Origin of the sequence: Lactobacillus sp. ESL0679 (genome assembly GCF_029433515.1) — a bacterium.
GTDB lineage: Bacteria > Bacillota > Bacilli > Lactobacillales > Lactobacillaceae > Lactobacillus.
In genome coordinates this window covers 129935-155498 of sequence record NZ_JAQTIG010000002.1, presented here as the reverse complement: position 1 = coordinate 155498, position 25564 = coordinate 129935, and the positions used below count along the sequence as shown (strand labels likewise).

Here is a 25564-nt window from a genome sequence, read left to right as displayed (position 1 = left end):
CAAAAAAGACGGTGACCATCACATCACCGTCTTTTAAGATAAAACTATTAAATTATTTAACAGCTTCTTTAAGAGCCTTACCAGGTCTAAATGCAGGAACCTTACTTGCTGGGATTTCAATTTCATCACCAGTTTGTGGGTTACGACCCTTGCGGGCTGCACGTTCACGAACTTCAAAAGTACCAAAGCCAATTAATTGAACCTTGTTACCTTTTGCAAGATCATCTTGGATTGCGCTAAAAATTACATCAACAGCAGTAGCTGCGTCCTTCTTAGTTAATTTAGTTCTTGAAGCTACTTCTGAAACTAATTCTGCTTTATTTGCCATCTGGACTTCACCTCCCAAAATTTGAGTCCCCCTAACTGGACTCAAAGCTTATTCTTCAACCGAAGAATAAGAAATAATGATTACAATTTAATCATTGTTTCCATGCACTCAAAATAGCACAAAAGCCTTACTACAACAAGCTTTTTTATTAAAAATATTATTTTTTGTATATTTGTAATATACAAATCACTTTCGCTTCCGCGCTATTATTTTAATTGGTGTTCCTGTAAAATCAAAATTCTCACGCAATTGATTTACTAAAAAGCGTTGATAAGAAAAGTGCATTAATTCCGCATCATTAACAAAAACTACAAATGTCGGCGGATTAGTCGAAACCTGGGTCATATAGTAAACTCTTAAGCGTTTACCCTTAATCATTGGCGTCGGCACTAATTTGCTTGCTTCTAGCAATAAGTCATTGAGCACACTAGACTTAATTCGTTGATTTTGGTTTTGGTAAACTTGCTTAACCATCTTGGGAATTTGCTCAAGTCGCTGACCGGTTTTAGCAGAAACAAACAAAATCGGTGCGTAATCAAGATACTGGAATTCTTGCCGAATAGTTTGCTCAAACTCTTTAGCACTGGTGCTGCTCTTCTTAGGTAAATCCCACTTGTTAACAATGATGATAATTCCGCGGCCCGCATCATGGGCATAACCAGCAACGTGCTTGTCTTGCTCGCGAATACCTGTACTTGCATCTAAGATAAGACAAACAACGTCTGAGTGCTCAATTGCCCCCATTGCGCGCATTACAGAGTACTTCTCCGTCTTTTCGTAGACTTTACCACGACGTCTGATACCAGCGGTGTCGACAATCCTAAATTTAGTGCCATCTTCACCAACAAAAGGACTATCAACGGCGTCTCGAGTAGTTCCCTCTTCATTGTTGACGATAACGCGCTTTTCACCAACTAATTGATTAACAATCGATGATTTACCAACATTTGGTCGGCCAATAACGCTAAAAGAAATTTGGTCGTCAGCTTTTTTAGCTAGGTCTTTTGGCAACTCGCTAACAATCCGATCAAGTAAGTCACCGATTCCCGTTCCATGGACACTTGATACTGGGATTGGATCACCAAAGCCTAAGCTGTAAAAGTCATATATATCAGCCCGCTGCTCAGGGTTATCAGCCTTATTTACAGCCAAAATAACCGGCTTTTCGGTGCGATAGAGTAAATGGGCAATCCGCTCATCTAAGTCCGTCAGGTGATTAGTTACGCTGGTTAAAATCACGATGACATCAGCTTCGTCAATTGCAATTTCTGCTTGCGCCCGAATTTCATCTTCAATGCGGCCATTTTCCCACGTAATACCACCAGTATCAATTAGGTCAAACTTTTGCCCCATCCATTCAGCCTTGGCATAATTACGGTCACGAGTGACACCTGGCTTATCTTCAACAATTGCTAAACGCTCATTAATAATCCGGTTGAAAAGCGTTGATTTACCAACATTTGGTTGGCCAACAATTGCAACTACTGGTAAAACCATCTTTCAGCCTCCTTTATAAAATAAAAAAAGCCGGCTATCCAGTCGGCTTTTTTATTATGATTAACGACGGTCCTTTAATTGGTCACCAATAATGTCACCTAAAGCGAAACCACTGTCTTCGTTGTTCATGTACTTCTTAACAGAATTTCTGTTATTGTTGTATGAACTGTGTGAACGAGAACCTTCATTGTCAGAGCCTTTAGAATCAGCTGCTTTCATTGAAAGTGAAATCCGACGTTCACTTGGGTCAATGTTCAAAACCTTAACCTTAACAGTTTGGCCAACTTCCAAAACATCACTAGGTTTGTCCACGTGCTTGTATGAAATTTCTGAAACGTGAACTAAGCCTTGAATACCGTCAGCAACTTCAACGAAAGCACCAAAGTTAGTCAATGACTTAACTTCACCTTCAAAAATGTCACCTTCGTGTAAGTCTGAAGTAGCTTGTTCAAATGGAGAAGGTTCAGTTTGCTTGATTGAAAGGGAGATGCGATGTCTGTCATCATCAATACCGATAACTTTGACCTTAACATCTTGACCAGCCTTTAATACATCGCTAGGCTTATCAACGTGCTTGTATGAAATTTCTGAGATGTGAACTAAACCGTCAACACCACCAACATCAACAAAAGCACCAAAGTTAGTCAAACGAGAAACTTTACCTTCAACAACATCGCCAACAACTAATTGTGATGCTACTTTATCAAAGGCTTCTTCACGTTCTTCTTCAATTAAGTCCTTATGTGAAAGAATCAGACGATTCTTACTTGGATCAATTTCGGTAATCTTAAGTTTCATAGTCTTACCAATGTAAGGCTTAAGATCGGAAACGTAACGGTTAGAAATAAGTGAAGCTGGTAAAAATCCTCTAGTACCAACGTCAACTAATAAACCACCACGAACAGAAGCTGTGACAGTACCTTCGATTGTCTTACCTGCTTCAAAGTCCTTTTGTAATTCGTCATAAGCTTCTCTTTCCTTAAGACGAGTTACTGAGAAGAAGAACTCACCGTTTTCCTTGTCGCCACCGGCTTTTCTTAAAACTAAAGCCTTAAGTTTATCACCCGGTTTAACAAGGTCACGTAAATCGGCGTTGCGGTCTGAAGTGAATTCACGACGTGGGATTACACCTTCGACACCAGCATTTTCAACACCAACATCGATTTGGCCGTCTTCAACGTCTAATACTTCTACATCGACGATATCTCCGACCTCAACCCCTTGCATTTGTTTCAATGCATCTAAAAATTGATTACTGTTTTCTGACATTATTTACCTCCCAATATCATAATCTAATTCTAAATGAAAGTTAGATATTTTTCTACTGTTTTAACCCCTTTTTTATAGTTTTTTTTGACTTTTTTTAATTTTAGCCAAAATTGCAGCCACAACTTGGTCAATTGACATGGTCGTTGTATCGATTTCAATCGCATCTGACGCCTTTTTCAGCGGCGAAATCTCCCGATGAGAATCTTTATAGTCGCGATCTGCAATGTCTTGCTCAATTTCATCGACCGTTTTATTGGACTTAATCCCGCGCTCCTGCAAGTCAAGCATCCGTCTTTCTGCTCGCGATCTTGGTGTTGCCACTAAAAAGATTTTAACTTCGGCATCAGGTAAAACAGTCGTCCCGATATCACGGCCATCCATTATTACATTTACTTTCCCGGCCATTTGCCGCTGCAAAATAACCATCTTAGCCCGCACACCAGCCAAAGCAGACACCTGTGAGACATTGGCAGAAATTTCCGGTGTGCGAATCTCGCGGGAAATATCTTTCGTGCCAGCAAAGACCTTTTGTTCACCGTTGACAGCTTTAAGTTCAATACCATCTTGGTCGATTGCTTTTAAAATTCCAGCCTCATCGCCATAATCAAGGTGATGTGACCGGGCAATCACCGTACATGCACGGTACATTGCCCCAGTGTCAATGTAAATAAAATCTAACTTTTGCGCAATAATTTTTGCGACTGTACTTTTACCAGCTGAAGCTGGTCCATCAATTGCTACTTGCATTCAATCAAAAAGGGACGCATAGTCCCTATCCTTTCTTAATAATTATCTCAATTTAAGTGTTTGTCCGGCATATACTTGGCCGTCAGTATCAAGGCCATTAAGTCGTACTAATTCTTGCGGCAAGACGTTATTCTTTTGTGCAATACTAGTTAAAGTATCACCAGCTTGAACAACATATTGACTTGGTACCTGCTGCGTTTTTGCTTGCGGCTTTTCATCTGAGGATTTCTTAACTGTAGCTTTTTTAGCTTTAACTTTTGGTAACTGCTGCGTTTTAGCTGTAAACTTCGCCTTTTTTGGTTTGCTTTTAGCCACTTGTTTTACTTGCTTCACATGCTTAGCAGATTTTTTAGACGACTTTTTGGTTGTCTTTTGCAATTCAACAGCCTGCTCCTTGACCTGACCACTTGAAGCTAAGTGATGAACAACAGGAATAAGAGCAATAATCACAACGATCAAAACGGTCATCGTGATTAGCCAGCCTTTATAATGTGGCTTGTTAATCACAACTCTGGGCTCATTTGGACGTGCATAATGTTTATATAATTTTTCCTGTTTTTGATTCATCAAAATACCTCGATTCACCTAACTTATTTAATTTTAGCATATTTACCGGCGTTTTTGGATAAAAAAATCGGCCATTTAAATGACCGACTTAAGTTAAATTATCTCTTTAAATTAAAATTCTTTTGAACAAAAGGTTTCAAGTTACGTAAAACTGCTTCAAACAATAGGTAAACAACAACGCTGTTGATTAATCCCTTTACAAGATTGAACGGAACAATTATTCCGAAAATATATGCTCCCATTGATGGAATATGTAACATCTGACCTAAGTATACCTTTTCGGTAAACCCAAGCAAACCAGAATAGCCGTGGATTGCTGGCAATTTTGGTATCATTGTTACGGCATACATTGGCGTTAAAATTAAGGCATTCAGAGTTGCCAAAACAACTGCCATGGCAATTGTCCCACAAATCAAACCAATAATTGGCTTAACGTGGCGCTTCATTCCACTTGTTTCATCATGCTTCATATTTCTAGTAACAAAGTAAAACGGTAATGCAAAGGAAATTGATGCTAATAATGCTGCTAATTGACCAACAACACTTGGCAAGCTAAAGCCACTGTAGATTAAACTGAGCAGCATTCTAATAATCGCAATAAAAACCCCTGGCCAAACGCCAAAAAGAAACATCCCAATTGTAATAATGACATCAGAAAAATCAAATTTTAAGAAAGTCGCATTTGGTAAAATTGGAATCCCTGTAAATTTAATAATGACAAATGCTACCGCACCAAACATCGCACAGGCGATTAATAATGCTAAATTACTCGTACTCTTACTCTTCAAAAAACTTACCTCCAAAACAATATTAGGTCTGTTGCTCCAAGCAACAGACCTAATAAAAGCAAGCTTTTTATCTACTTTTCTTTTAGTTTAGTCTGTCTTCTTTCATCTAGACTTTAACTATCGGTACCACTATGGGATTCCACCGTTTACACGGGTCGCGGACTTACCGCCGGTCGGGACTTACACCCTGCCATGAAGACAACAAACTCTTTATTAATTTCTATCAATATACTAGTCTACATGTTTCAATCTGTCAACTTCTTCATGAGACAATTCGCGGTATTGACCAGACACAAGACCATCAAGAGTCAAGAAAGAATACTTCTCACGTGCCAGTTTTTCAACTTGATGGTTAACAGCCTTAAACATCTTTTTAACTTGGTGATAATGTCCTTCATGAATGGTTAATTGGACAATCTGCCGGTTATGCTTTTTATCTGTGCGAATGACCTTTACCTTAGCTGGGGAACTCTTATGGTGGTCAAATTCAACTCCGTGCGCTAATTGCTTGCTTTCTTCAGGCAATAATTGCCCCTCAATGCGGGCAACATAAACCTTAGCAACCTTATTACGCGGATGCATCATTAAATTAGCCAATTCACCATCATTAGTCATTAGTAACAAACCCGACGTATCGTAATCAAGGCGCCCGACTGGATATAACCGGTATGGCAAATCGCTAAAGTAATCGACCACCGTTTTTCTACCCTTGTCATCGCTAGCAGTTGAAACAACTCCCCGTGGTTTATAAAACACATAGGTGTGCAAGCTTTCACGCTCAATTGGTTCGCCATCAACCGTAATGTTGCTGAAAGTTTCTACTTTAGTCCCAAGTTTAGTGATAATTTCACCATCTACAGTGACGCGACCTTCCGCAATCATCTTTTCAGCCTTACGTCTTGAGGCAATTCCCGCCTCAGCAATTACTTTTTGTAAACGTTGTAATGCCATTATTTTTCTCCTTTTTGCATGCTGGTCAAGTTCTTATTAGCCTGACCCTTAGCCGCAAATAAATCTATTTCGCCTTCCGCATTAATACTGTCATCTTCAAAATCTTCAATTAGCGGCAAATCGGCTAAACTTTGGTAGCCAAAATACTGCAGGAAGTAATCACTAGTGACATACAGGTTGGGATGTCCCGGCGCATCCTTTTTGCCGTCAACCTTAACTAAACCGCGCCAAATCAATGTTTGCAATGCACCAGATGAGTTAACTCCGCGAATATCATCAATTTCAACCCGCGTGATTGGCTGGCGATAAGCGACAATTGCCAAAATTTCCAAAGCTGACTGACTGAGCGTTTTTGTTAAGTCCTTTTGAAAGTAACTAGCTACTATTTTAGCAACTTCAGGGCGTGTCGTTAGCTTGTAATTGCGGTTAATATGCAATAGTTGCAAACCTGAATCATGATTTTCCTGTAATTTATCAGCTAAATTTTTAGCTAGTTCCCGTAACGCCGGCTGACCAACCTGCAATAATTCGCATAAATTATCACTAGCAATCCCGTTGTCTCCTGCTACATAAAGTAGCGCCTCTAATTGCGCAATTTTACTTGGCATTAACATCAATTCCTTCTAATTCTAAGTCACCATAGGTTCGCGATTGACTGACTTTGATTTTCTGCTTCTTGCATAATTCCAATAGCGCTAAGAACAAGCCGATAACATCAGACAGGCTATGCAGCTCATCACTGCATGCAAAAAAGCTGACCCTTTTTCCACCAGCGGTTTTTTCTTCTAAAAAAGTAATCATTTCCGTAATTGGTGTTTCCTTTACCTCGACGGATGCAATATCAGGCTGTCTGATTTTCAGCCGCTGGAGCACTACCATAAAAGTGTTAGCAAGTTCAGTTGCCGTAATCTGCCCAGTCGGAAGAAGCTGAACTTTTTTAGTTTGCGGAACACTCTCCTCTTTAGCCGCAGTAATCGGCACTGCTTCATTACGTTTCTTAAAATAAGCCGATATCTTTTTAAAGACCGAATACTGAACTAATTGCTGAACTAACTCATCCCTTGGGTCCTCCTCGGGCTCATCTTCGACAAAATCATTCTGTGGCAATAAAGACTGCGATTTAATTCGCAAAAGCGTTGACGACATTACAAAATATTCACCCGCAATTTGCAAATTTAATTGCTGCATCTGTTGCAAGTAAGCCAAATACTGACTAGTAATCTGCGCGATTGGAATGTCATAAATATCAATTTTCTGCGACTTAATCAGGTGCAGTAGTAAATCCAGTGGGCCCTCAAAATTAGGTAATTCTAAAGTTAAATTATCACTCATGTTTTTTATTTTCTGTTAAATATTTAAGTAGGCGGGTCCAGTCAGGTAGAGCAGTCACCCGTTTATTAGGATTGCTAGCTGCCAATTCACGGACTGCCGCTGCCTCGTACTTGGGACTGCGATAATCTGGAGCAAACGAAAGATAGCGAATAATAATAAAATTCGCATCATTCTGTGTCCCGATAACCCCAATAAAATTGGCATTATTTTCGCGGTACAGGTAAAGCTGAAATTCCGAACTGGTTTTATTCAAGTTGATTTCATCTTTTAGATTGGCAAGATTTTTAAAATCCTTTAGGTAAGACAAAAGACCCATGGCGACCTTTTCCTTATCACTTTTACATTCAATTAACATTTAATCACCTAAGTTCGCGGATGCGCCTTGGCATAGACCTGGAGAATATGCTTTTGCGATAAATTAGTATAAATCTGGGTGGTACTAATATCAGAGTGGCCCAAGATTTCCTGTACAACACGCAAATCAGCCCCATTTTCTAATAAATGGGTCGCAAAAGTGTGGCGCAAAGTATGTGGTGTCACATCTTTTGTTATCACTGCCATCCGACAATACCGCTTAATAATCTGCCAAACTGCTTGCCTGGTTAATGAGCCACCGCGATTATTGAGAAAAATATAATCGCTAGCCTTACCGACCTTTAATAATAGTGGCTCGCGAACCTTAGTCTGATAACTTTCAATCCACGAAATGGCAACTGGACTAATCGGAATTAGTCGCTCCTTGGAGCCTTTACCAAAGACCTTTAGCAATTTTAATTCTTCATGCAAATCATCGAATTTTAGATTAATTAATTCGCTAACTCGAATCCCGGTGGCATATAGTGTTTCCAGTAGTGCTCGGTCTCGCAAGCCTAACTTTTGATGAACATCAGGCTGGTCTAATAAACGCTCAACCTCATCAACTGTCAGCGCAACGGGCAATCGCTGCTCCTTTTTAGGTGGATCAATCTCAAGCATTGGATTTAACTTTTGGATGTTTTGCCTAGCTAGCCACTGGTAAAATTTTCGCAAGCTTGAAATCATCCGACTAATCGAGCTGGTGGCCTTATTTAAATCACGCTGTTGAGCTAAAAAGGCATCAATATCTAAGGCCTTAGTTGGCCATGCCGTTAGATTTTCGTTAGTTAAAAACGCGAGAAACTCAGTTAAATCTTGGCGATATGCTGTAATTGTATTCGCACTTAACCCGCGCTCAACTTGACTGTACCGCAAATAATCCTCAACTTGTTCCTGCAATTTACTCATTTTGGTCATCGTTTGGATCGTTGACTAAGCTAATTGTGCCGCTAACTTTATCTTCAGTGATGTATTTGCCCTTTAATAAGTGACCTAATGCACGTTTAAAGGCAGATTTAGAGATCCCAAAGTAATTCTTAATTTCTTGAGCATCGGACTTATCGTAAAACGGCAGAGTCTTCGTATTCATTCTACGTAAACTCATCAACACCATCTGCGCGTCATCGTCAATTTCTTCAAATGCCCGTGGTAAACTGCTCAAATTAAGTCGGCCATACTGACTAATGCCGACAACGCGTCCCTTAAACTGTTCACCTAAACGCAATGGCCGTGCCATTTGTGAGGAATGAACAAAGCCCAAGTAATATTCCTTGGTAATTACAAAAGCGCCCAAGTCACGACTGGCATAAACTGTGCCAAAGATATTTTTGTTTTCCATATCATTAGGAAAATGTGCTGACAATTGTTCGAAAATATTTTCATCGGCTAATTTTGCCCAAATACGATCTTTTTCATCAGTTATCAAATGGACTAATAACTGGTCATCTTTACGGGGCCAGCGGTCTTTATTAAATGGTAAGTCGTCAACTGACAACACCACATCCTTATCAGGCAAGCCAATATCGATAAAAACACCCAAGTTATATTTAACTTCAGTAACTTTTCCCCAGCCATACTGGTCTTGTTGGGCAAATGGTAAAAACTGCGTCATTTCACGATTGTGCTGCTTATCATCATACAAAAACCCGCGAATTTCATCACCAATTTGGGGCTTTTCTTCTTGAGTAATTTCCTTACGCTTTAATTCATAAGTAATGCCATCAATTTGCACATAATATGCGTCTTCATTTTGATCAATTACTTTACCTGTTTCAATCGTGCCTAGCATAGTCACTTCTCCTAATTTTACATAATTCTGTCTTTATTAAGTATAAAAGAAAATGCTGCAAAATAAAATAGCCAGCACTTAAGCTGACTATTTTATTTAATTATCTTGTTAATTACAGGTTAGAAATTTCACCTTGGTAAATTGCACCACGACGAGCATCAACCGTAATAGTTGTACCACTAGCAATCTTTTCTGTTGCGCCAGTAACACCAACTACAACAGGGATGCCAAGTGACAAGCCAACAACAGCAGCATGTGAAGTTAAGCCAGATGCTTCAACTACTAAACCAGATGCCTTCTTAATTGCAGGCATGTAATCTGGGTCAGTTGTCTTAGAAACAAGAATGTCGCCTTCCTTAACCTTGCTGTTAGCTTCTTCTGCACTGTTAACAACAACTGTCTTACCAACAACAGAGCCGTTACCAACGCCTAAACCTTGAGCTAACTTGCTACCGATAATTTGTAATTTCATCAAGTTAGTTGTACCTGAATCACCAACTGGAACACCAGCAACAATAATTACCAAGTCACCATCTTTAACGTAACCTTGCTCTTTAGCAACTTTAGCAGCAACTTCGAACATATCATCAGTTGATTTTGGCTTTTCAGTCAATAATGGTTGGACACCCCAAGTAATACCTAATGAGTGTTGAATTTTTTCATCAAAAGTCAAAGCTAAAATATCTGCGTTTGGACGGTATTTTGAAATCATTCTTGCAGTGTAGCCTGAATTAGTGGCAGTAATAATTGTCTTAACGCCCAATTCTTGAGCAGTTCGAACAACTGATTCACCGATTGCTTCAGTTACGTTTGAACCCTTGTATTCTTCAAACCGTTGTAAAGCTAAAGTGTTACGCTTCAACAATTCACGTTCAGTTCTTTCGTCAATTTCAGCCATTGCCTTAACAGCTTTAACTGGGTAAAGACCATTAGCAGATTCACCAGAAAGCATGGTGGCATCAGTACCATCAAGAACTGCATTGGCAACGTCAGATACTTCGGCACGAGTTGGACGTGGGTTTTCTTGCATTGAGTCAAGCATTTGGGTAGCAGTAATAACTGGTTTGCCAAGTGCATTAGCCCGTTTAATTAAGTCTTTTTGAACAAATGGAACATCGATAAATGGAATTTCAACACCCATGTCACCACGAGCAACCATTAAACCATCTGAAACTTGTAAGATTTCATCAGCATTGTCGATTCCTTCTTGTGATTCAATCTTAGGATAAATCTTAACGTAGTCACAATTAGCGTCTTCACACAATTTCCGAATGTCAAGAATATCTTGTGCTTTACGAGCAAAGGAAGCAGTGATGAAGTTAATTCCGTGTTGCAAACCAAATTTAATGTCATCAGTATCTTTTTCAGTAATTCCTGGGAGGCGAATTTCAACACCAGGTGCGTTAACACCCTTCTTAGAACCAATAACACCAGTATTTTGTGCTTCACAGATTAATTCACGGTTTTCATCATCTTTGTCTGTGATTAATAAGTCAACTAAACCGTCATCGATTAAAACGTGACCGCCAACGTGGGTATCGTCAAACAAACCCTCATAAGTAACATGAATCTTGTCCTTGTTACCCTTCTTAGAGTCATCCATTGAAACGCGAATAACATCACCGGTATTAATGGTAAATTTTCCGCCTTCTTGTTCAGTAGTTCTGATTTCAGCACCCTTAGTATCAAGGTCAATTCCCAGAACTAAACCAGTTTCTTTTTCAACTTGGCGCACCATCTTCATCCGTGATAGGTGTTCTGCATGGTCACCATGCGAGAAGTTAAACCGGAATACATTTGCACCAGCTTTTGCTAAAGCAGTAATTGTTTCAATATCATTTGAAGCTGGCCCTAACGTACTAACAATTTTAGTTTTCTTCATTATGTAAAAATCTCCCCAAAAAATCGGCTAATTATTTAGTCATTTCTTCATTTATATCTAGCAGTGTTTCATCACTGTGGTGCTTTTCATCAAACAAATCAAGGATGTCATGCGTACTTAACTTATTATTCTCCATGCCGACAGCTAAACCGCCTTGACCATCGAGAAGTAACTTAACCGCATAATTGCCCATCTTTGTGGCGTTAATCCGGTCAACAACGCTCGGCGAGCCGCCACGTTGCATATGACCTAAAATATTAGCACGGGCATCAAAGTCGCCATACTTTAAGAGTTCAGCCTTAAAGTCATTAGCGTCCATCACACCCTCAGCTAATACGACAATACCATGATCTTTACCGTCTGCAAAGCCACGTTTCAGTGTTTCAGCAATTTCTTGAACATCATATTCGCGTTCAGGAACAACAATTGCATCGGCACCACTGGCAAGACCAACACGCATTGCAATATCACCACAGCCGCGGCCCATCACATTAACAATGAACACACGGTGGTGGCTGCTTGCAGTGTCGCGAATCTTATCGATTGCTTGCATCGCAGTTGTACATGCAGTATCTAAACCGATTGTATAATCAGTATACGGAATATCGTTATCAATTGTTCCCGGAAGACCAATTGAATTAATACCGAGACGAGTTAAAGCTAATGCACCATGGTATGAGCCGTCACCGCCAATAACGATAACAGTATCAATGCCATGCTTTTTTAGCTGCTCAACCCCCTTTTTTTGCACTTCTTCTTGTGCAAATTCTGGGTAGCGAGCACTATAAAGGAATGTGCCACCTAAACTTATTTTGTGGTCAACATCTTCCGCAGTAAGCGGAACAAAATCACCAGTAACTAACCCGGCAAAACCATAACGAATACCAACGACGCCAAGTCCGTGATGAATCGCAGTTTTGGTAACAGCCCTAATCGCTGCGTTCATTCCTGGAGCATCCCCGCCACTGGTTAAAATACCAATTCGTTTCATGAATTCACCTCATCAAGATTTATTGTGTAATTTCTCACATCATTTAGATTTTAACATTTTTTTAGTAAAAAATCTCACAAAAAACGATTATTTTTCTTGATTTAACGGTCTTTCAGAATGTTAGCGTTAACAACACTTACTTGTTAACACTTAAGCAAAAAATATTTAACCTTTAAAATTAATCGCCTTTAAATTAGTTAAAATATACTGCTTTTTACTTGAATCATAGCGGTCATTTTGAATTCTAATCCCCAGCAGATAAACATTGCCAACTTTTAGATTATCCTGCACTTTTTCATAAACATTAGGAAAAATAACAATTTCTTGTCTGTCAGTTGAGTCAGTAAAAGTGGCAAAAGCCATCGTGCTGCCTTTTTTGGTTCGAATTAACTTTAAATTCAGCAGCTTGCCAACAGCAATCCCCGTTTCATTAATTGCAAAATCACGCAGAGGGCGAGCATTAAACTGTTCTGCGTATTTTTGCGCGGCGACTAGTGGTGAAGTTTTGGTTGAAAAGCCGAGAACTTCATTTTCCATTTCTGCTTTTTCCGCGTTAGTAGCTTCAGGGACTTCCTTCATCGGCACTCCACCTAAACTTTCAGAAAGGGCGATATTCTGTCCTGTCAGTTCAACATTTTCAATGATTTCCTGACTATTTGCCAGTAGTTCCTTACGGTTAGGATACAAGTGATCAAAGCACCCAGCCTGAATTAACGCCTGAATGACTTTTACCTTAATAAACTTCACATCAATTCGCCGCAAGAAGTCATCAAGTGAAGCAAATGGCTTTTGTCTTCTAACTTGAATAATTTCTTTTAATAAATCCAATCGCACACCCTTGACTGCCTTCAGGCTGACCAAAATCCTGCCATTAATGACCTGATAATCCAAAGTACTGTGGTTAATGTCGGGCGGTAAAATCTTGGTACCAGCTTCCTGAGCGCGCATCACGTAATCACTTAACTTCAAGCGGCTGCCACTGTTCGAATTAAGCATTGCCGCATAAAACTCGGCAGGATAATGAACCTTTAGATATGCCAGCCAAAAGGCAATCTTGGTATAGGCTACCGCGTGTGAACGGTTAAAACCATAATTGGCAAACTGTTCAATATAATTGTAAACTCGGCTAGCAACTTCTTTGGCATGACCTTTTTTGACCGCACCCACAATAAACTTTGCCCGTTCTTGTTCAATGACATCCTGCTTTTTCTTAGACATTGCTCGCCGCAAAATATCGGCTTCACCTAATGAAAAACCGGCTAGCACTTGCGCCGTCTGCATTACCTGCTCTTGATAAACTAAGATGCCGTATGTCGGTGCTAAAATTGTCTTCAAACTTGGGTCAGGATAGGTAACTTTCTGCTTACCTTTTTTCCGAGCAATAAAAGTCTGAATATTTTGCATTGGACCCGGACGGTAAAGAGCGTTAACTGCTACTAAATCTTCAAAATTATCTGGGTGTAGTTCGCGCAAGACCTGCCTGATCCCGCCTGATTCAAATTGGAAAACTAGGTTGGTATTTCCTTGCTGGAATGCCACCATTGTCTGGGGATCATCTAGTGGTATCTGATTAGGGTCGATTTTTTTACCCTGCTGGGCAATTAAGTCCAGTGTATCGCCCAAAATTGTTAAATTACGCAAACCTAAAAAGTCAATCTTTAATAAGCCAAGTGCTTCAACGTACTTTTTAGTTTGCTGAGTAACTGGAATTCCCAGCTGCCCCGTTTGTAACCCAGAAATCCCAGCAATGGAATTATCACTGATTACCAGTCCGGCCGCATGGATTGAATAATGACGCGGCAAGCCCTCTAGTCTACTAGCTGTTTGAAACAACAATTTATTTTTGACACTAGCACCAACTAGCAGGCGCATCTTCGTCGACTGCTTATAAGCCTCTTCTAGCGTAATCTTACCCTTGGCAAAGGGAACACTATTTGACCACTTAGTTAATTCAACCTCGCTTAAGCCAAACACACGCCCCGTATCACGTAAAACTTGCTTAGCTGCTAGCGTGCCAAAGGTTAAAATCTGCGCCGCATGATCCATGCCGTATTTTTGGAACATATACTTAATTACATCATCACGCCGATTGTCCGGAATATCTAAATCAATATCTGGCATTTCATGTCTTGCTGGATTTAAAAAACGCTCGAATAACAAATGGTACTGAATTGGATCAACTTCTGTAATTTTTAAGGAATATGATACTAGAGAGCCACAAGCAGAACCACGTCCTGGACCAGTGGTAATTCCTGCACGATGGCAATAATTAATTACATCCCAAACAATCAAGAAATAATCATTAAAGCCCATCTGATCAATAACACCTAGCTCGTAATCAAGCTGCTTTTGGTAGTTAGCCGGAACTGGACGATTGGTAAACCTTGCCTGTAATCCTTTTTGAGCTAAATAATTCAGATATTCCTTCGAAGTTGGGAATTTTTGCTGCTTATATTGGGGCAAAACTGGCGTCCGAAAAATCACTTTAGCGTTGCAATCCTGGGCAATTTGCCAAGTATTCGCTAGTGCATCATCTAAATCCATTTCATGATAGCGAACACTTAATTCCTGAGCTGATGCTAAAAAGTGCGACCCCTTTTGCTTGGCTATTTCCTCGGTATCTTGTAGAACTGTTCCTGTTTTAATTGCCTGCAGTGTCCGCCGCAAAAATTGCTCATTTGGTCTCAAATAACGTGTATCCTCCACCGCGACCGTAGGAAGAGAAAATTGCTTTGCCAGTGCTTGGACATAAGCAAGATAATTTTCCTGGTGGCGTGAGGCATACACCCCTAAATAAAGCGAACTGGATTGCGGTACTAACTTAAGCAGCTGGCGAACAAAATCATTCCCTAATTGTTCCTGCTGCTCTTGCAAGTGAACCAATTCACTGCGGTCATTAGCTGGGACAATCAGCACTAATTCGCCTAAGTATTTTGTTAATTCAGTTAAAGTTAAAATCTTTTGATTAGTCCCGTTCTCAGTTAACAAATTAATCGCACTAGATAGTCGCAAAAGATTACGGTAACCGGCATCTGACTTAGCCAGAGCAATTAAGTCATATTGGTGGGCACTATCAATTAAGCCATTAAGTCGCAGCTGCATCCCTAATAGCGGCTTAATACCGACTTTTTGGGCTAATTCATAAAAATTAACCAATCCGTAAGTAAAATTAATATCCGTTAACGCAACAGCCTCATACCCCTGCTCTTTTGCTGCTTGCAGTAAGTCCTTAATTTTAATTGGACTAGCCAGCAGCGTAAACGAGCTAATATTTTGTAATGCGGCGATTTTCATCTTTAAGCTCCACCTTTCTTCTAAAATCAGTATACCAAAAACTAACTTTTTAGTTTGAAAAAGCACATAAATTTTGCTAAAATTCTACTATATATGAAAGAGGGAACTACTATGGGTCGTTATATAGTGACTATCTGTTGGAGCGTTGTCTACATGTTAATTGTGGGCTTTATCGCTGCACCATTAACACAGAACGTCTTTAACTTACAAGACGCCGTGATTGTTGGTATAATCTTCGGTATTTTGTTTGCGGCAATCATACCAACAATTACCGCTCATTCAAGTAAAGATAAAAGTAATTTTACCAAGCTTAAATAATTTTGAATTTAAAAACCGCTAACCATTTTGGCTAGCGGTTTTTATGTCTAAAAGAAATGATAATTAGCTTGCGAGTCAACTTTAACTTGCCCGCTTGTTAAAAATTCCTGAAACATTTGCACGTAATCTTTATCAGAAATTTCTTCAATTTTATCTGGGCTGTATTCAGGATAAAAGCCCCCGCCCATTACACGATAATTGTTAACGGCCAAGTAATAGTTACGTTTGTCTTCAATTGGATGGCCGTTTAATTCCAATTTAGTTAGGCGCTGGCCAACTGGACGCGTAATATCTGCTTCATAATTTACAGGGTAAAAAACATCAAAGTTAAAGAGAAAAGCACGTTTTTCTGGCAAAAATGTTACTTTGCCCGCAGCATCTTTAGTCAAAAATGACAAACTATGCTCGATCACATGGCGTAATGCGCGGCCAGTTAGTTTCACTTTGCATAGCTGGTTAGAATACGGATAATTAAGCAAAATATCCCGCATGGTCACCTGTTTGCCAAAGCCCTTAGCTGTTTCGCTCATTACCGCAGTTGCAGAAATATCAGCACCGGTAAAATGCAGCTGCATCGCCTGCAGTAAGTTAATAAACGGCGCTCCCTCTAGCCTTGCCTTAGTGGCGTTGCCAATCGGTGCTGGCTCACTTAATGTCGCAATCGGTTGATCTAACCAACTTTGTGTTTTTTGATCCAGCGCTTCGGTTAACTCATCAACTGTCTGATCTGCAGCAAAGTCCTTAGTCGTAATCAACTCAGTTGACATTGACGTGATTTTTTTAGTTGTATCGTCAATATCAAGCACTACCTTGCCAACGGCCTCGCCGCGATAGCCCGGTTGAACAATCGCGGTCTGATTAACCACCATCTGCATTTTTTGGTGCTGGTGGCCCGTTAGAAAAACATCAACTTCAGGGATTTGCGCTAAAATTTTGGCGCCCTCATTTTCACCATTATGCGGCATAATTTCACTACCTGTTTGCGGATCATCTTCAAACCCGCCATGATAAATAACCGCTAAAACGTCAACCTGGGGACGTAAAATTTGCGCATAATGCTTAACCTCGACAAAAGCAGAGGTAAATTTTAGCCCAGCAACATGGTCTGCCGGTTCCCAATGTGGAATGTACTGGGTGGTAATTCCAATTAGGCCCACCTTAATGCCATGCTTTTCAATGATGCGATAAGCCTGACCAAACGCTGTCTTATCAGTTTTTTGATTTAAAATATTAGCATTCAACATTGGCGCCGTATTTTGCGCAATATAATACTTCAGGTAATCTAAGCCATAATTAAAATCATGATTGCCTAAGACTCGTGCGTCATAGCCAATAGCATTATAAACATCTGTATACTGCTTAAGCGCCTCTTTTGTGTCCGCATTATGGACGTAGGAAGCTAAAGGCGCGCCTTGAAGGCAATCACCCGCATCAGTAACAATAACGTTTTCAGCGCCATATTTTGCTTGTTCTGCTTTAATAGCACTAGCAACTCGACTTAACCCAAAAGGAGCATCATAATCCGTATTTGTCTGATAATCCGTCGCTAGCAAATAACCGTGAATATCACTAGAATGTAAAAATACTAATTTCATAATCTTTTTTCTTTCTATAAAAATTTGGGGCAAAAAAAAGACACCAAAATTTTGGTGTCCTTTAATTAGTTGTTGTCGCTAGCGCTAGTTTCGTTAACCACTTGACGACCCTTGTAATAACCTTTAGGTGAAACACGGTGACTCAAACGGTATTCACCAGTAGTTGCATCGTAATGCATTGCTGGAACAGCTAACTTGATATGGCCACGACGTGAACGTTTCTTTTGCTTAGAAGTATGTCTCTTAGGAACTGCCATTTAAATTGATCTCCTTTATTGTAGATTTAAGTTTTAGAACGCTAATAAAAGTGCCTAAATTACCTCACGTGTGTTAATGATACTATTGAATGATAAATAAATCAAGATTTATTAGCTTTTCTTATCATGTTTGCCCTTGTTGGAACCCCAAAACCAACCAATTAGAACCCCAATAATGATCATAACGACCAGCACAATAATTAGCGGCAATTTGACGTCAAAGAAGCCAAAACTAATTGCTACTTGGTTAGTATTAAGAACAACAAAAATTACAGCTAATAAAATTAAAACTAAACTGAAAATTAATTTAACCTGTTGCATTTTATCTTTCATATTAAGCTCTACTTTCTTGAAGCGTACTTCAATGATAGCTTGTCGCCAATAGTTGGGAACAAATCATATAACTTAGCTAAGACAGCTAAGCTAAGTGGTAAATTAAGCTCGCGTTTATTGCTGCCAAAGTAATGAACAACCTGCCAAGCAACATCATCAGGATCAAGCATAAATCTTTCAACATTTTGGGCGTAATTACCGCTTTTATCGGCAATATTAAAGAAATTAGTGTAAACCGGTCCCGGATTAACCGTCATGACCTTGACGCCAAATGACTTTAATTCCAACCGTAAAACATTAGAAAACTGGATAACAGCAGCCTTTGATGCACTGTATGCGGCAGACTTAACTGTTGGTATCTTGCCGGCAATTGAACCGAAGTTGATAATTTGACCGTTCTTTTGGTCCATCATCACCCGGCCAATTAAACGAGTGAAATACATTAAGCCTAAGACATTAACTTGGAACATCGCGGTTACTTCTCGGCGGTTCATTTCAACAAACTGCTCAAATTTACCAAAACCAGCGCAGTTAACCAAATAATCAATGTGCTTAGTGACCTTAATAATTTCCTTAAAAGTAGCATCAATTTCTTCACTTTCGCCCATGTCAGTTGGAAAAGTATAAGATGCCGCACCAGATAATTCACGTGCCTCAGCCGCAATCCGCTCAAGTTTGTCCTTACTGCGAGCAATCAAAATCACTGTTGCCCCACGTCCGGCACTTTCTAACGCAATTGAACGTCCAATGCCGCTGGAAGCACCAGTTACAACTACTACTTTATTTCTTAACGAATCACTCATTGTTTTCACCTTTCATTGGAACCTCTACTCGATCAAAATCATTAGCTAAATTGGTATTTGGAAATACTTTCCGAGCCTGTTTTTCTAAATTTTTAGCTTTAGCACCCAAATATCTAGCCGAAATGTGATTTAAGTATAAACTTTTAACCCCATTATCGCGCGCAATCTTAGCCGCTTCAACCGCAGTCGAATGATAATATGAATGCGCTAAGTCAGCTTCATTGCCAGCAAACGTTGATTCATGAACTAGAACATCCGCATTCTTGGCTAATTTGGCGATTGTTGGTGTCGAACGAGTATCATAAATAATTGTTACTATCCTACCAAGTTTATCGGGACCTAAAAAGTCATGACCATCTAACACAGTACCATCGGCCAGTGAAATTTGTTCACCATTTTTTAGTTTACCAAGTAATGGTCCATTAGGTACATTATATTGCGCTAATTTATCCATCAAGAGTTCACCTTGATGAGAATCCTCAACTACCCGATAACCAAAACTAGGTACACGGTGAACCAATTTTTCAGCATAGACCTTAAATCCTTGTCCTTGATAAATTAAGCCACCTTGGTCTAAAACGACAAACTTAATCGGATAAGTAACCTTAGTTCGTGAAACCCGCAGTGCTGTTCGGACAAATTGCTCCAGGCCACTTGGACCATAAATTGTTAAGGGACCAACATCGCCTTGGAATGATCTCGTGGCAAGCAACCCTGGTAAGCCAAAAATATGGTCGCCATGATTATGCGAAATAAAAATCTTGGTTACCTTACGCAAACGAATGTTTGTCCGCAATATCTGGTGCTGCGTAGCTTCCCCAACATCAAATAACCATATTTCATTTATTTCATCAAGCATCTTCAATGCAATACTTGACACATTACGTTTTTTGGATGGCTGCCCTGCCCCTGTACCTAGAAATTGTAGTTCCATATATTTCCTGTTCTAAAATCTTGCGTGCTTAGCAATTGTTTTGGCAATCAAAGCACTATAATACTTTGATCCTACTGGAGTCGGGTGTGTGTTGTCCTGATAAAACCAGCTAGGATGCTTCTTTGAATAATTATACCAATCAATGATAATTAAATTGCGATATTTTTTAGCTGCCGTTTCTAGCAAATTATTAACCTGATTTTGCCACGGCTTACTTGGCACGTGCGTATTAATCCAAAAGACTTGCGTCTTTGGACCCACTTGCTTCATTAACTGATCCAAATCACTCATTGGAAATGGCCCGTTAGTTCCTAAGCCAATTAAGACATTGTTATCTAACGCCTTTTGCGCCTGATATTGACTAATCAGGCCAAAAGCTGCATTTAACTGCCGTGAAACTGCGGCATCAATAACTGCCTTAGGCATCAGCTGCCTAAGAGTGTCGCTTGAGCCGGCCATTACAGAATCTCCAACCGCCGTTAGTTGCACTTTTCGCGCTAATTGTAAATCTAATTGCGAAATACCATATTTTTCGAAAGACTGGTTAACTGGACGACTTTTAGCTGCACGTCGTGCCTCATTAACTAGTTTAGTCCTTTGCCGCGTTTTTTTCTTGGCTTTTTGCAATTTAGTAATTAAAACTTGATTATCTTTTTTCTGTTGCACTTGGTTGACCCTAATTCTTGTAGCTAATTGCGACCTGTTAAAATCGCGGGCTTTAACTGTAGGCGAAATTAAGATGGCTGTAGTACCAATTAAAAATACTAGACAACTAATAATTGCCTGTAACTTAGCAAAATAATTGGTCGTTGACTTCTTAAACAGCTGACTGCAATAGTTCTTGAGTTTGACCCACGTGATTTTACCCAGGGGTCGTTCAATTAACCGGTAAGAAATCTCGCTTAAGATCAAAATCAATGCAATTTCAATTAGTGGATACAAGAAAACATGATCAGCTACATTCGTTACCTTGTCTTCAAAGAAAATCATTACGGGAAACTGATAAAGATAAATCCCATAGCTCCGCGAGCCAATCCAATTAAAAACTGGATTGGTCAGCCATTTATTCCAATGACTACCAGGATGAGCAATAATACCAACTAAGATAACCGTTAGCACCGTAAACAATAACATCCCACCATTATAAGTAAAACTATGTTCTGGATCCATTTGCGGGCTAAAGAATAGCCAAATCAAGCCGACTAATGCCACTAGCCCGACACCATCAAGAATACAAGTGTCAGTAATGGTAACATCAGTCCGTAACTTTTCCATTGGCCAAATTACAGCTAATGTCGCACCCAATCCTAAAGAAAAGAAACGCGTATCTGTACCGTAATAAATTCGGTTAATGTCAACCCCGCTATGATATAAAAGCGCCATTTCTAATGCTGATGCAAGAGAAGCTCCAAACAAAATCCAAAAGGTTGTTTTACGCTTCTTAGAGAATTTAACTAGTAAATAAATCACGATTGGCCATAAAAGATAAAATTGACCGTTAATGGACATTGTCCATAAATGCGTGAACGGTGATTCATTGGTAGCAAACCGCTCAAAATAACTCTGACCATTTATAATTTGCCAAAAATTATAAACATTCAGCAAGTTGGCGACTACGATTTGCGCTAACTTAACCAGTAGATTGCGTTGAAACAAAAAGATATATGCCGCCGACAGCCACAAAACAGCAATTAACGGCGGGTACAATTTTTTTATGCGGCCAAAATAAAATTTGTGTTGATCATAATAACCTTGCTCGCGATATGCCTTAAGCATATGGTCTGTAACCAAATATCCCGATAACACAAAAAAGATCGGCACTCCAAGATAACCACCGACGAAAGTATTAGGATTTAGGTGATATAAAATCACACCAATAACTGCCAATGCTCTAAGTCCAGAGTATCCTGTAATAAACCGATTTTTTGTCATAATGTCTAACTTTTTCTATTTAATGATTCTATTGGACAAATTCAAAGTTGAATGTACCAATTATTACGTCGTCGCCGTCTACGGCTCCTTTTTCGCGTAAAGCGTCATCAACGCCTAAATTCTTTAGCTTACGAGCTAACCGCATAATCCCATCATGATAATCAATGTTGGTCCGCTCAACTAACCGCAGTAAACTTTCACTCTTAATCTCAAAGACGTGATCTTCAAGTTTTTCAATTGTAAATTCATTCTTTTTAGGAGCAGTAAATTTGTATTCCTTAGTTTCTTCAACTTGTTTAGGTGTTTGCTCTGCTTGTCGTTTTTCGACTTCAGCAACCATTGTTGCAGTATCTTGCATCAAGACGTCAACACCTTTGTGTGCCACACTTGAAATTGCGTAAACTGGTTCTTTAATCCCTGCTTCTTGCAAGTTTTGCTTAAATTCTACCAGCTTTTCGTCTGAGCCTGGAATGTCCATTTGCGAAGCAACAATTAACTCTTGCTTATCTTGAAGACTGTCATCATAGGTTAACAGCTCTTTACGAATTGCCTGATAATCGGTTAATGCATCGCGGCCATTATTGGGATCCATTGAAACTAAGTGCAAAATAACTTTTGTGCGCTCAATATGCCGTAAAAATTGGATCCCCAAACCTACACCCTGACTTGCACCCTCAATTAATCCGGGCAAGTCAGCCATTGAGAAATCACGGCCATCAGGTAAGATAACCATGCCCAAATTAGGCGTCAATGTGGTAAATGAATAGGCCGCAATTTTTGGCTTAGCCTTAGTTACAACCGACAATAAAGTTGACTTACCAACGGATGGGAAACCAACTAATCCAACATCAGCTAACACTTTTAACTCCAGTCGAAGAACACGGTCCTCACCAGGCTCGCCATTTTCAGCGATTTCGGGTGCAGTATTGACACTTGTAGCAAAGTGAATATTGCCGCGACCACCGCGACCACCATGAGCAACAACTAATTCTTGCTTATTTTCAGTTAAATCACCAATTTCTTCATTGGTTTCAAAATCATAAACCGTTGTTCCTACGGGAACCTTTAAATAAAGATCCTTTGCACCACGTCCATATTGAGACTTAATGCGCCCGTTTTCACCAGATTCGGCTTTAAATTTCCGCCGATAGCGAAAATCCATCAGGGTTCTTAATCCGCTATCCGCAACAAAAATAATACTGCCGCCACGACCGCCGTCACCACCGGCTGGACCGCCATTTGGAACGTACTTTTCATGGCGGAAAGCAACCATGCCGTCGCCACCTTTACCGGCTTGGACTTCAATCTTAGTTTGATCGACAAATGTAGGCATGTCAATTCTCCTTCCGTCTTTCTAGACTCTAATACATTACTATAACATAAAAATTACTGTTATCATCAGATAAATCCACAATTACAGAGTTAATTTCACTGTTTGTGCCTGGGGCAGCGTTAAGCCGACAGCTCGCAATTCATCAATTGATGCCTCTTTAATCTTTTTAAGCGAGCCAAATTGGCGCAATAGCTTATTTCTGCTTTTTGGTCCAATCCCTTTAATTGAATCAAGCTTACTCGACAACGCATTTTTAGCATGCGTTTTCCGATGAAAAGTAATCGCAAACCGGTGAACTTCATCCTGGATTCTTGTCATTAGGTAAAAGCCCTGCGACTTTGGATCAAGTGGGATTAATTTCAAAGGCACGCCGTTAATCGGATCACCAAACAGCAAGTGGTTGGTCCGGTGTTTATCATCCTTAACCATCCCGGCAACTGGAATATTAAGGTTTAATTCGTTGCGTAAAACATCTTCACAGGCATCAACCTGAATTTGTCCCCCATCCATCAAGATTAGGTCGGGCATCTTTTGGTGCTCACGCAGCAGTCTGCCGTAACGCCGTCTAACAACCTCACGCGTATTTCTGACTTCATCACCACCATTTTGGTGTTCGACTTCACCCTTAAGCTTATATTTACGGTAAGCATTTTTGTCTGGCTCACCGTCCTTAAAGACGACTAAAGCAGAAACGGGATCGGCACCTTGAATATGCGAGTGGTCAAAACTTTCAATAACATGGCCGTATGGTAAACCAAGTGAAGCAAAAATTTCTTTTTGGGCGCCTTTAGTTTTCCTATTGCCTAATTCTAACAATCTAAACTTATCGTCAAGCTTTAATTTAGCATTATCCTTAGCCATATCGAGTAAAGCCCGTTTTTGTCCACGCTGCGGTGTTCTAACCGGCACTTTTAGCACTTCAGCCAATGCTTCATTGTCTAGCCCCTTGGGTACCAATACTTCTTTAGGTAAAATCCGGTTCTTTTGACCGTAAAATTGCACAATAAACGATGCAAAGGTATCTTCTGGATCACTAGTATCAGTTAATGGGTACATTCTCGTTTCCCGCCGCAGCAATTTAGCCTGCCGCAAAAAGAAAATTTGAATAGAAATCCATGACTTATCAACATAAAAATTAAAAATATCGCGCTGTTTATTATCATTGGAAATAATCTTTTGTTTTTCGACGGTTTCTTCAATATATTTCAATTGGTCGCGAATATCTGCTGCCCGTTCAAACTCAAGGTTTTGTGATGCTCCCAGCATCTTTTGGTTCAAATCCTGCTTGACCCAAGCAATATCACCATTAAGGAAACTTTTGATCTTCTTGATTTGAGCATCATAAACTGCTTTAGGTACAGTTTTAAAGCAGGCACCCAGGCATTGCCCCATATGGTAGTAAAGACATGGTCGGCCCTCTTTACCATGACAATGCCTAAGAGGAAACACTTTTTGAATAAACTTCAAGGTTGCCTGTGCAGCATAAACATTGGGATACGGTCCAAAATAATAACCGCCATCACGGCGAACGATACTTGTGAGCTTGGTCTGCGGGTCCCGCTCATTAGTTATTTCAATGTACGGATACCCAGTCCCCTGCTTTAGTTGAACATTATAATACGGCTGATACTTCTTAATTAAAGTGATTTCGAGTAAAAAGGCTTCCTTATCTGTCGATACTGTAATAATGTCATAATCACGGATTTCCTGCACTAATTCAGCGCGGCGGCCTACTTGCTTACTTTTAAAATATGAGCGCACCCGATTTTTTAGATTTTTTGACTTACCAACATAAATAACTGTCCCATTAATATCCTTCATTAAGTAACACCCCGGCTTTGCGGGTAATAATTTTAATTTGTTTTCAATTAATTCAGTTGCCAAAAAATCACTCCTTCGAAAATGCACTATTAATTTTAACATAATTTGGCTGGAATCGATTTTATTCTAATTATCAGTTACTAACTTTACATAATTTTAATTATTTAAAGTTGATGAAATTTATACTAGCTCTCTGCATCAAATTTTATTATAATTGACATAACGAAAGGAAGATAATTATGGGCCTAACTTTTAAAAAACAAGACGAATTAGAAAAATTATTTGATAAATTTGCGACTGTTCCAGAAGACAAAAAGAAAAAACTAAGTAAAGATAATAAAAAGAAAACCGAAGACAAATAAATTAAATTTTATCCTGTTATTGCACCCTGGTCGTGTTTTAACAGGATATTTTTTACATCAAAATAAATAAAAAGTAGATAAAAGTAT

The 25564-nt window shown here is 39.6% G+C and carries 25 protein-coding genes and 1 riboswitch; of the genes, 2 read left to right on the top strand and 23 right to left on the bottom strand.

The genetic code is table 11. From position 1 onward, the window contains the following. Positions 1–52: 52 nt before the first annotated feature. The 15 genes from PT287_RS03725 to PT287_RS03655 all read right to left on the bottom strand — a co-directional run bounded on the left by PT287_RS03725 (position 53) and on the right by PT287_RS03655 (position 15789). Complete coding sequence (locus tag PT287_RS03725) at positions 53–328, bottom strand: HU family DNA-binding protein (RefSeq protein ID WP_277132704.1); 276 nt, start codon at positions 326–328, stop codon at positions 53–55. 186 nt (positions 329–514) lie between these two features. Then, positions 515–1825, bottom strand: a complete 1311-nt coding sequence (der, locus tag PT287_RS03720) for a ribosome biogenesis GTPase Der (RefSeq protein WP_277132702.1) — start codon at positions 1823–1825, stop codon at positions 515–517. A 60-nt stretch (positions 1826–1885) separates the two neighbouring features. Beyond that, positions 1886–3094: a 30S ribosomal protein S1 gene (gene rpsA, locus PT287_RS03715; protein WP_277132701.1), complete on the bottom strand. Its 1209-nt coding sequence runs from the start codon at positions 3092–3094 to the stop codon at positions 1886–1888. Positions 3095–3166: 72 nt separating this feature from the next. Continuing rightward, the gene (cmk, locus tag PT287_RS03710; RefSeq protein ID WP_277132699.1) at positions 3167–3841 is read right to left on the bottom strand and encodes a (d)CMP kinase; all 675 of its coding nucleotides are present in this window, start codon (positions 3839–3841) and stop codon (positions 3167–3169) included. A 42-nt stretch (positions 3842–3883) separates the two neighbouring features. Further along, the gene (locus PT287_RS03705) at positions 3884–4408 is read right to left on the bottom strand and encodes a LysM domain-containing protein (RefSeq protein ID WP_277132698.1); all 525 of its coding nucleotides are present in this window, start codon (positions 4406–4408) and stop codon (positions 3884–3886) included. Positions 4409–4506: 98 nt separating this feature from the next. Continuing rightward, on the bottom strand, positions 4507–5196 hold the full coding sequence (locus tag PT287_RS03700; RefSeq protein ID WP_348635271.1) for an ECF transporter S component: 690 nt from the start codon (positions 5194–5196) through the stop codon (positions 4507–4509). 90 nt (positions 5197–5286) lie between these two features. Beyond that, positions 5287–5400, bottom strand: a riboswitch (FMN riboswitch). A gap of 27 nt (positions 5401–5427) precedes the next feature. Next, positions 5428–6147 carry a pseudouridine synthase gene (locus PT287_RS03695; protein WP_277132696.1) on the bottom strand — a complete coding sequence of 240 codons (720 nt, stop codon included), beginning with the start codon at positions 6145–6147 and terminating at the stop codon, positions 5428–5430. Beyond that, positions 6147–6755, bottom strand: coding sequence for an SMC-Scp complex subunit ScpB (gene scpB, locus PT287_RS03690; RefSeq protein ID WP_277132694.1), 609 nt, complete (start codon positions 6753–6755; stop codon positions 6147–6149). The genes PT287_RS03695 and scpB overlap by 1 nt, the downstream gene beginning before the upstream one ends. Then, positions 6745–7479: a segregation/condensation protein A gene (locus PT287_RS03685; RefSeq protein WP_277132692.1), complete on the bottom strand. Its 735-nt coding sequence runs from the start codon at positions 7477–7479 to the stop codon at positions 6745–6747. Before PT287_RS03685 ends, scpB begins: the two co-directional genes overlap by 11 nt. Further along, positions 7472–7834, bottom strand: a complete 363-nt coding sequence (locus PT287_RS03680; RefSeq protein ID WP_277132690.1) for a reductase — start codon at positions 7832–7834, stop codon at positions 7472–7474. Before PT287_RS03680 ends, PT287_RS03685 begins: the two co-directional genes overlap by 8 nt. Before the next feature lie 8 nt (positions 7835–7842). Beyond that, positions 7843–8751 carry a site-specific tyrosine recombinase XerD gene (gene xerD / locus PT287_RS03675; protein WP_277132688.1) on the bottom strand — a complete coding sequence of 303 codons (909 nt, stop codon included), beginning with the start codon at positions 8749–8751 and terminating at the stop codon, positions 7843–7845. Beyond that, positions 8735–9622 carry a S1-like domain-containing RNA-binding protein gene (locus PT287_RS03670; RefSeq protein ID WP_277132686.1) on the bottom strand — a complete coding sequence of 296 codons (888 nt, stop codon included), beginning with the start codon at positions 9620–9622 and terminating at the stop codon, positions 8735–8737. Before PT287_RS03670 ends, xerD begins: the two co-directional genes overlap by 17 nt. Before the next feature lie 112 nt (positions 9623–9734). Further along, positions 9735–11504: a pyruvate kinase gene (gene pyk, locus PT287_RS03665; RefSeq protein ID WP_277132684.1), complete on the bottom strand. Its 1770-nt coding sequence runs from the start codon at positions 11502–11504 to the stop codon at positions 9735–9737. A gap of 31 nt (positions 11505–11535) precedes the next feature. Continuing rightward, positions 11536–12495 (bottom strand): 6-phosphofructokinase, encoded by a 960-nt coding sequence (gene pfkA / locus PT287_RS03660; RefSeq protein ID WP_277132682.1) that lies wholly within the window; start codon positions 12493–12495, stop codon positions 11536–11538. Between the two features lie 165 nt (positions 12496–12660). Beyond that, positions 12661–15789, bottom strand: coding sequence for a DNA polymerase III subunit alpha (locus tag PT287_RS03655; RefSeq protein WP_277132680.1), 3129 nt, complete (start codon positions 15787–15789; stop codon positions 12661–12663). Positions 15790–15900: 111 nt separating this feature from the next. Here PT287_RS03655 and PT287_RS03650 point away from each other — a divergent pair, with 111 nt between their 5' ends. Beyond that, entirely contained in the window at positions 15901–16107 is a 207-nt protein-coding gene (locus PT287_RS03650; protein ID WP_277132678.1) for a YjzD family protein, read from the top strand. A gap of 47 nt (positions 16108–16154) precedes the next feature. On the opposite strand, the gene PT287_RS03645 is transcribed toward PT287_RS03650, so the two are convergent. The 8 genes from PT287_RS03645 to uvrC all read right to left on the bottom strand — a co-directional run bounded on the left by PT287_RS03645 (position 16155) and on the right by uvrC (position 25178). Beyond that, the gene (locus PT287_RS03645; RefSeq protein WP_277132676.1) at positions 16155–17702 is read right to left on the bottom strand and encodes a bifunctional UDP-sugar hydrolase/5'-nucleotidase; all 1548 of its coding nucleotides are present in this window, start codon (positions 17700–17702) and stop codon (positions 16155–16157) included. Positions 17703–17767: 65 nt separating this feature from the next. After that, entirely contained in the window at positions 17768–17959 is a 192-nt protein-coding gene (gene rpmF, locus PT287_RS03640; protein ID WP_277129694.1) for a 50S ribosomal protein L32, read from the bottom strand. A gap of 111 nt (positions 17960–18070) precedes the next feature. Then, positions 18071–18292, bottom strand: a complete 222-nt coding sequence (locus tag PT287_RS03635; protein WP_277132674.1) for a lipopolysaccharide assembly protein LapA domain-containing protein — start codon at positions 18290–18292, stop codon at positions 18071–18073. Positions 18293–18300: 8 nt separating this feature from the next. Continuing rightward, positions 18301–19095, bottom strand: coding sequence for an SDR family oxidoreductase (locus tag PT287_RS03630; RefSeq protein ID WP_277132672.1), 795 nt, complete (start codon positions 19093–19095; stop codon positions 18301–18303). Next, entirely contained in the window at positions 19088–20029 is a 942-nt protein-coding gene (rnz, locus tag PT287_RS03625) for a ribonuclease Z (protein ID WP_277132670.1), read from the bottom strand. The genes PT287_RS03630 and rnz overlap by 8 nt, the downstream gene beginning before the upstream one ends. Before the next feature lie 12 nt (positions 20030–20041). Then, positions 20042–21961 (bottom strand): acyltransferase family protein, encoded by a 1920-nt coding sequence (locus tag PT287_RS03620; protein WP_277132668.1) that lies wholly within the window; start codon positions 21959–21961, stop codon positions 20042–20044. Positions 21962–21989: 28 nt separating this feature from the next. Further along, positions 21990–23294: a GTPase ObgE gene (gene obgE, locus PT287_RS03615; protein WP_277132666.1), complete on the bottom strand. Its 1305-nt coding sequence runs from the start codon at positions 23292–23294 to the stop codon at positions 21990–21992. Between the two features lie 81 nt (positions 23295–23375). Next, on the bottom strand, positions 23376–25178 hold the full coding sequence (uvrC, locus tag PT287_RS03610) for an excinuclease ABC subunit UvrC (RefSeq protein ID WP_277132663.1): 1803 nt from the start codon (positions 25176–25178) through the stop codon (positions 23376–23378). Positions 25179–25354: 176 nt separating this feature from the next. Here uvrC and PT287_RS03605 point away from each other — a divergent pair, with 176 nt between their 5' ends. Beyond that, positions 25355–25477 carry an SPJ_0845 family protein gene (locus PT287_RS03605; protein ID WP_277132662.1) on the top strand — a complete coding sequence of 41 codons (123 nt, stop codon included), beginning with the start codon at positions 25355–25357 and terminating at the stop codon, positions 25475–25477. Positions 25478–25564 lie beyond the last annotated feature (87 nt).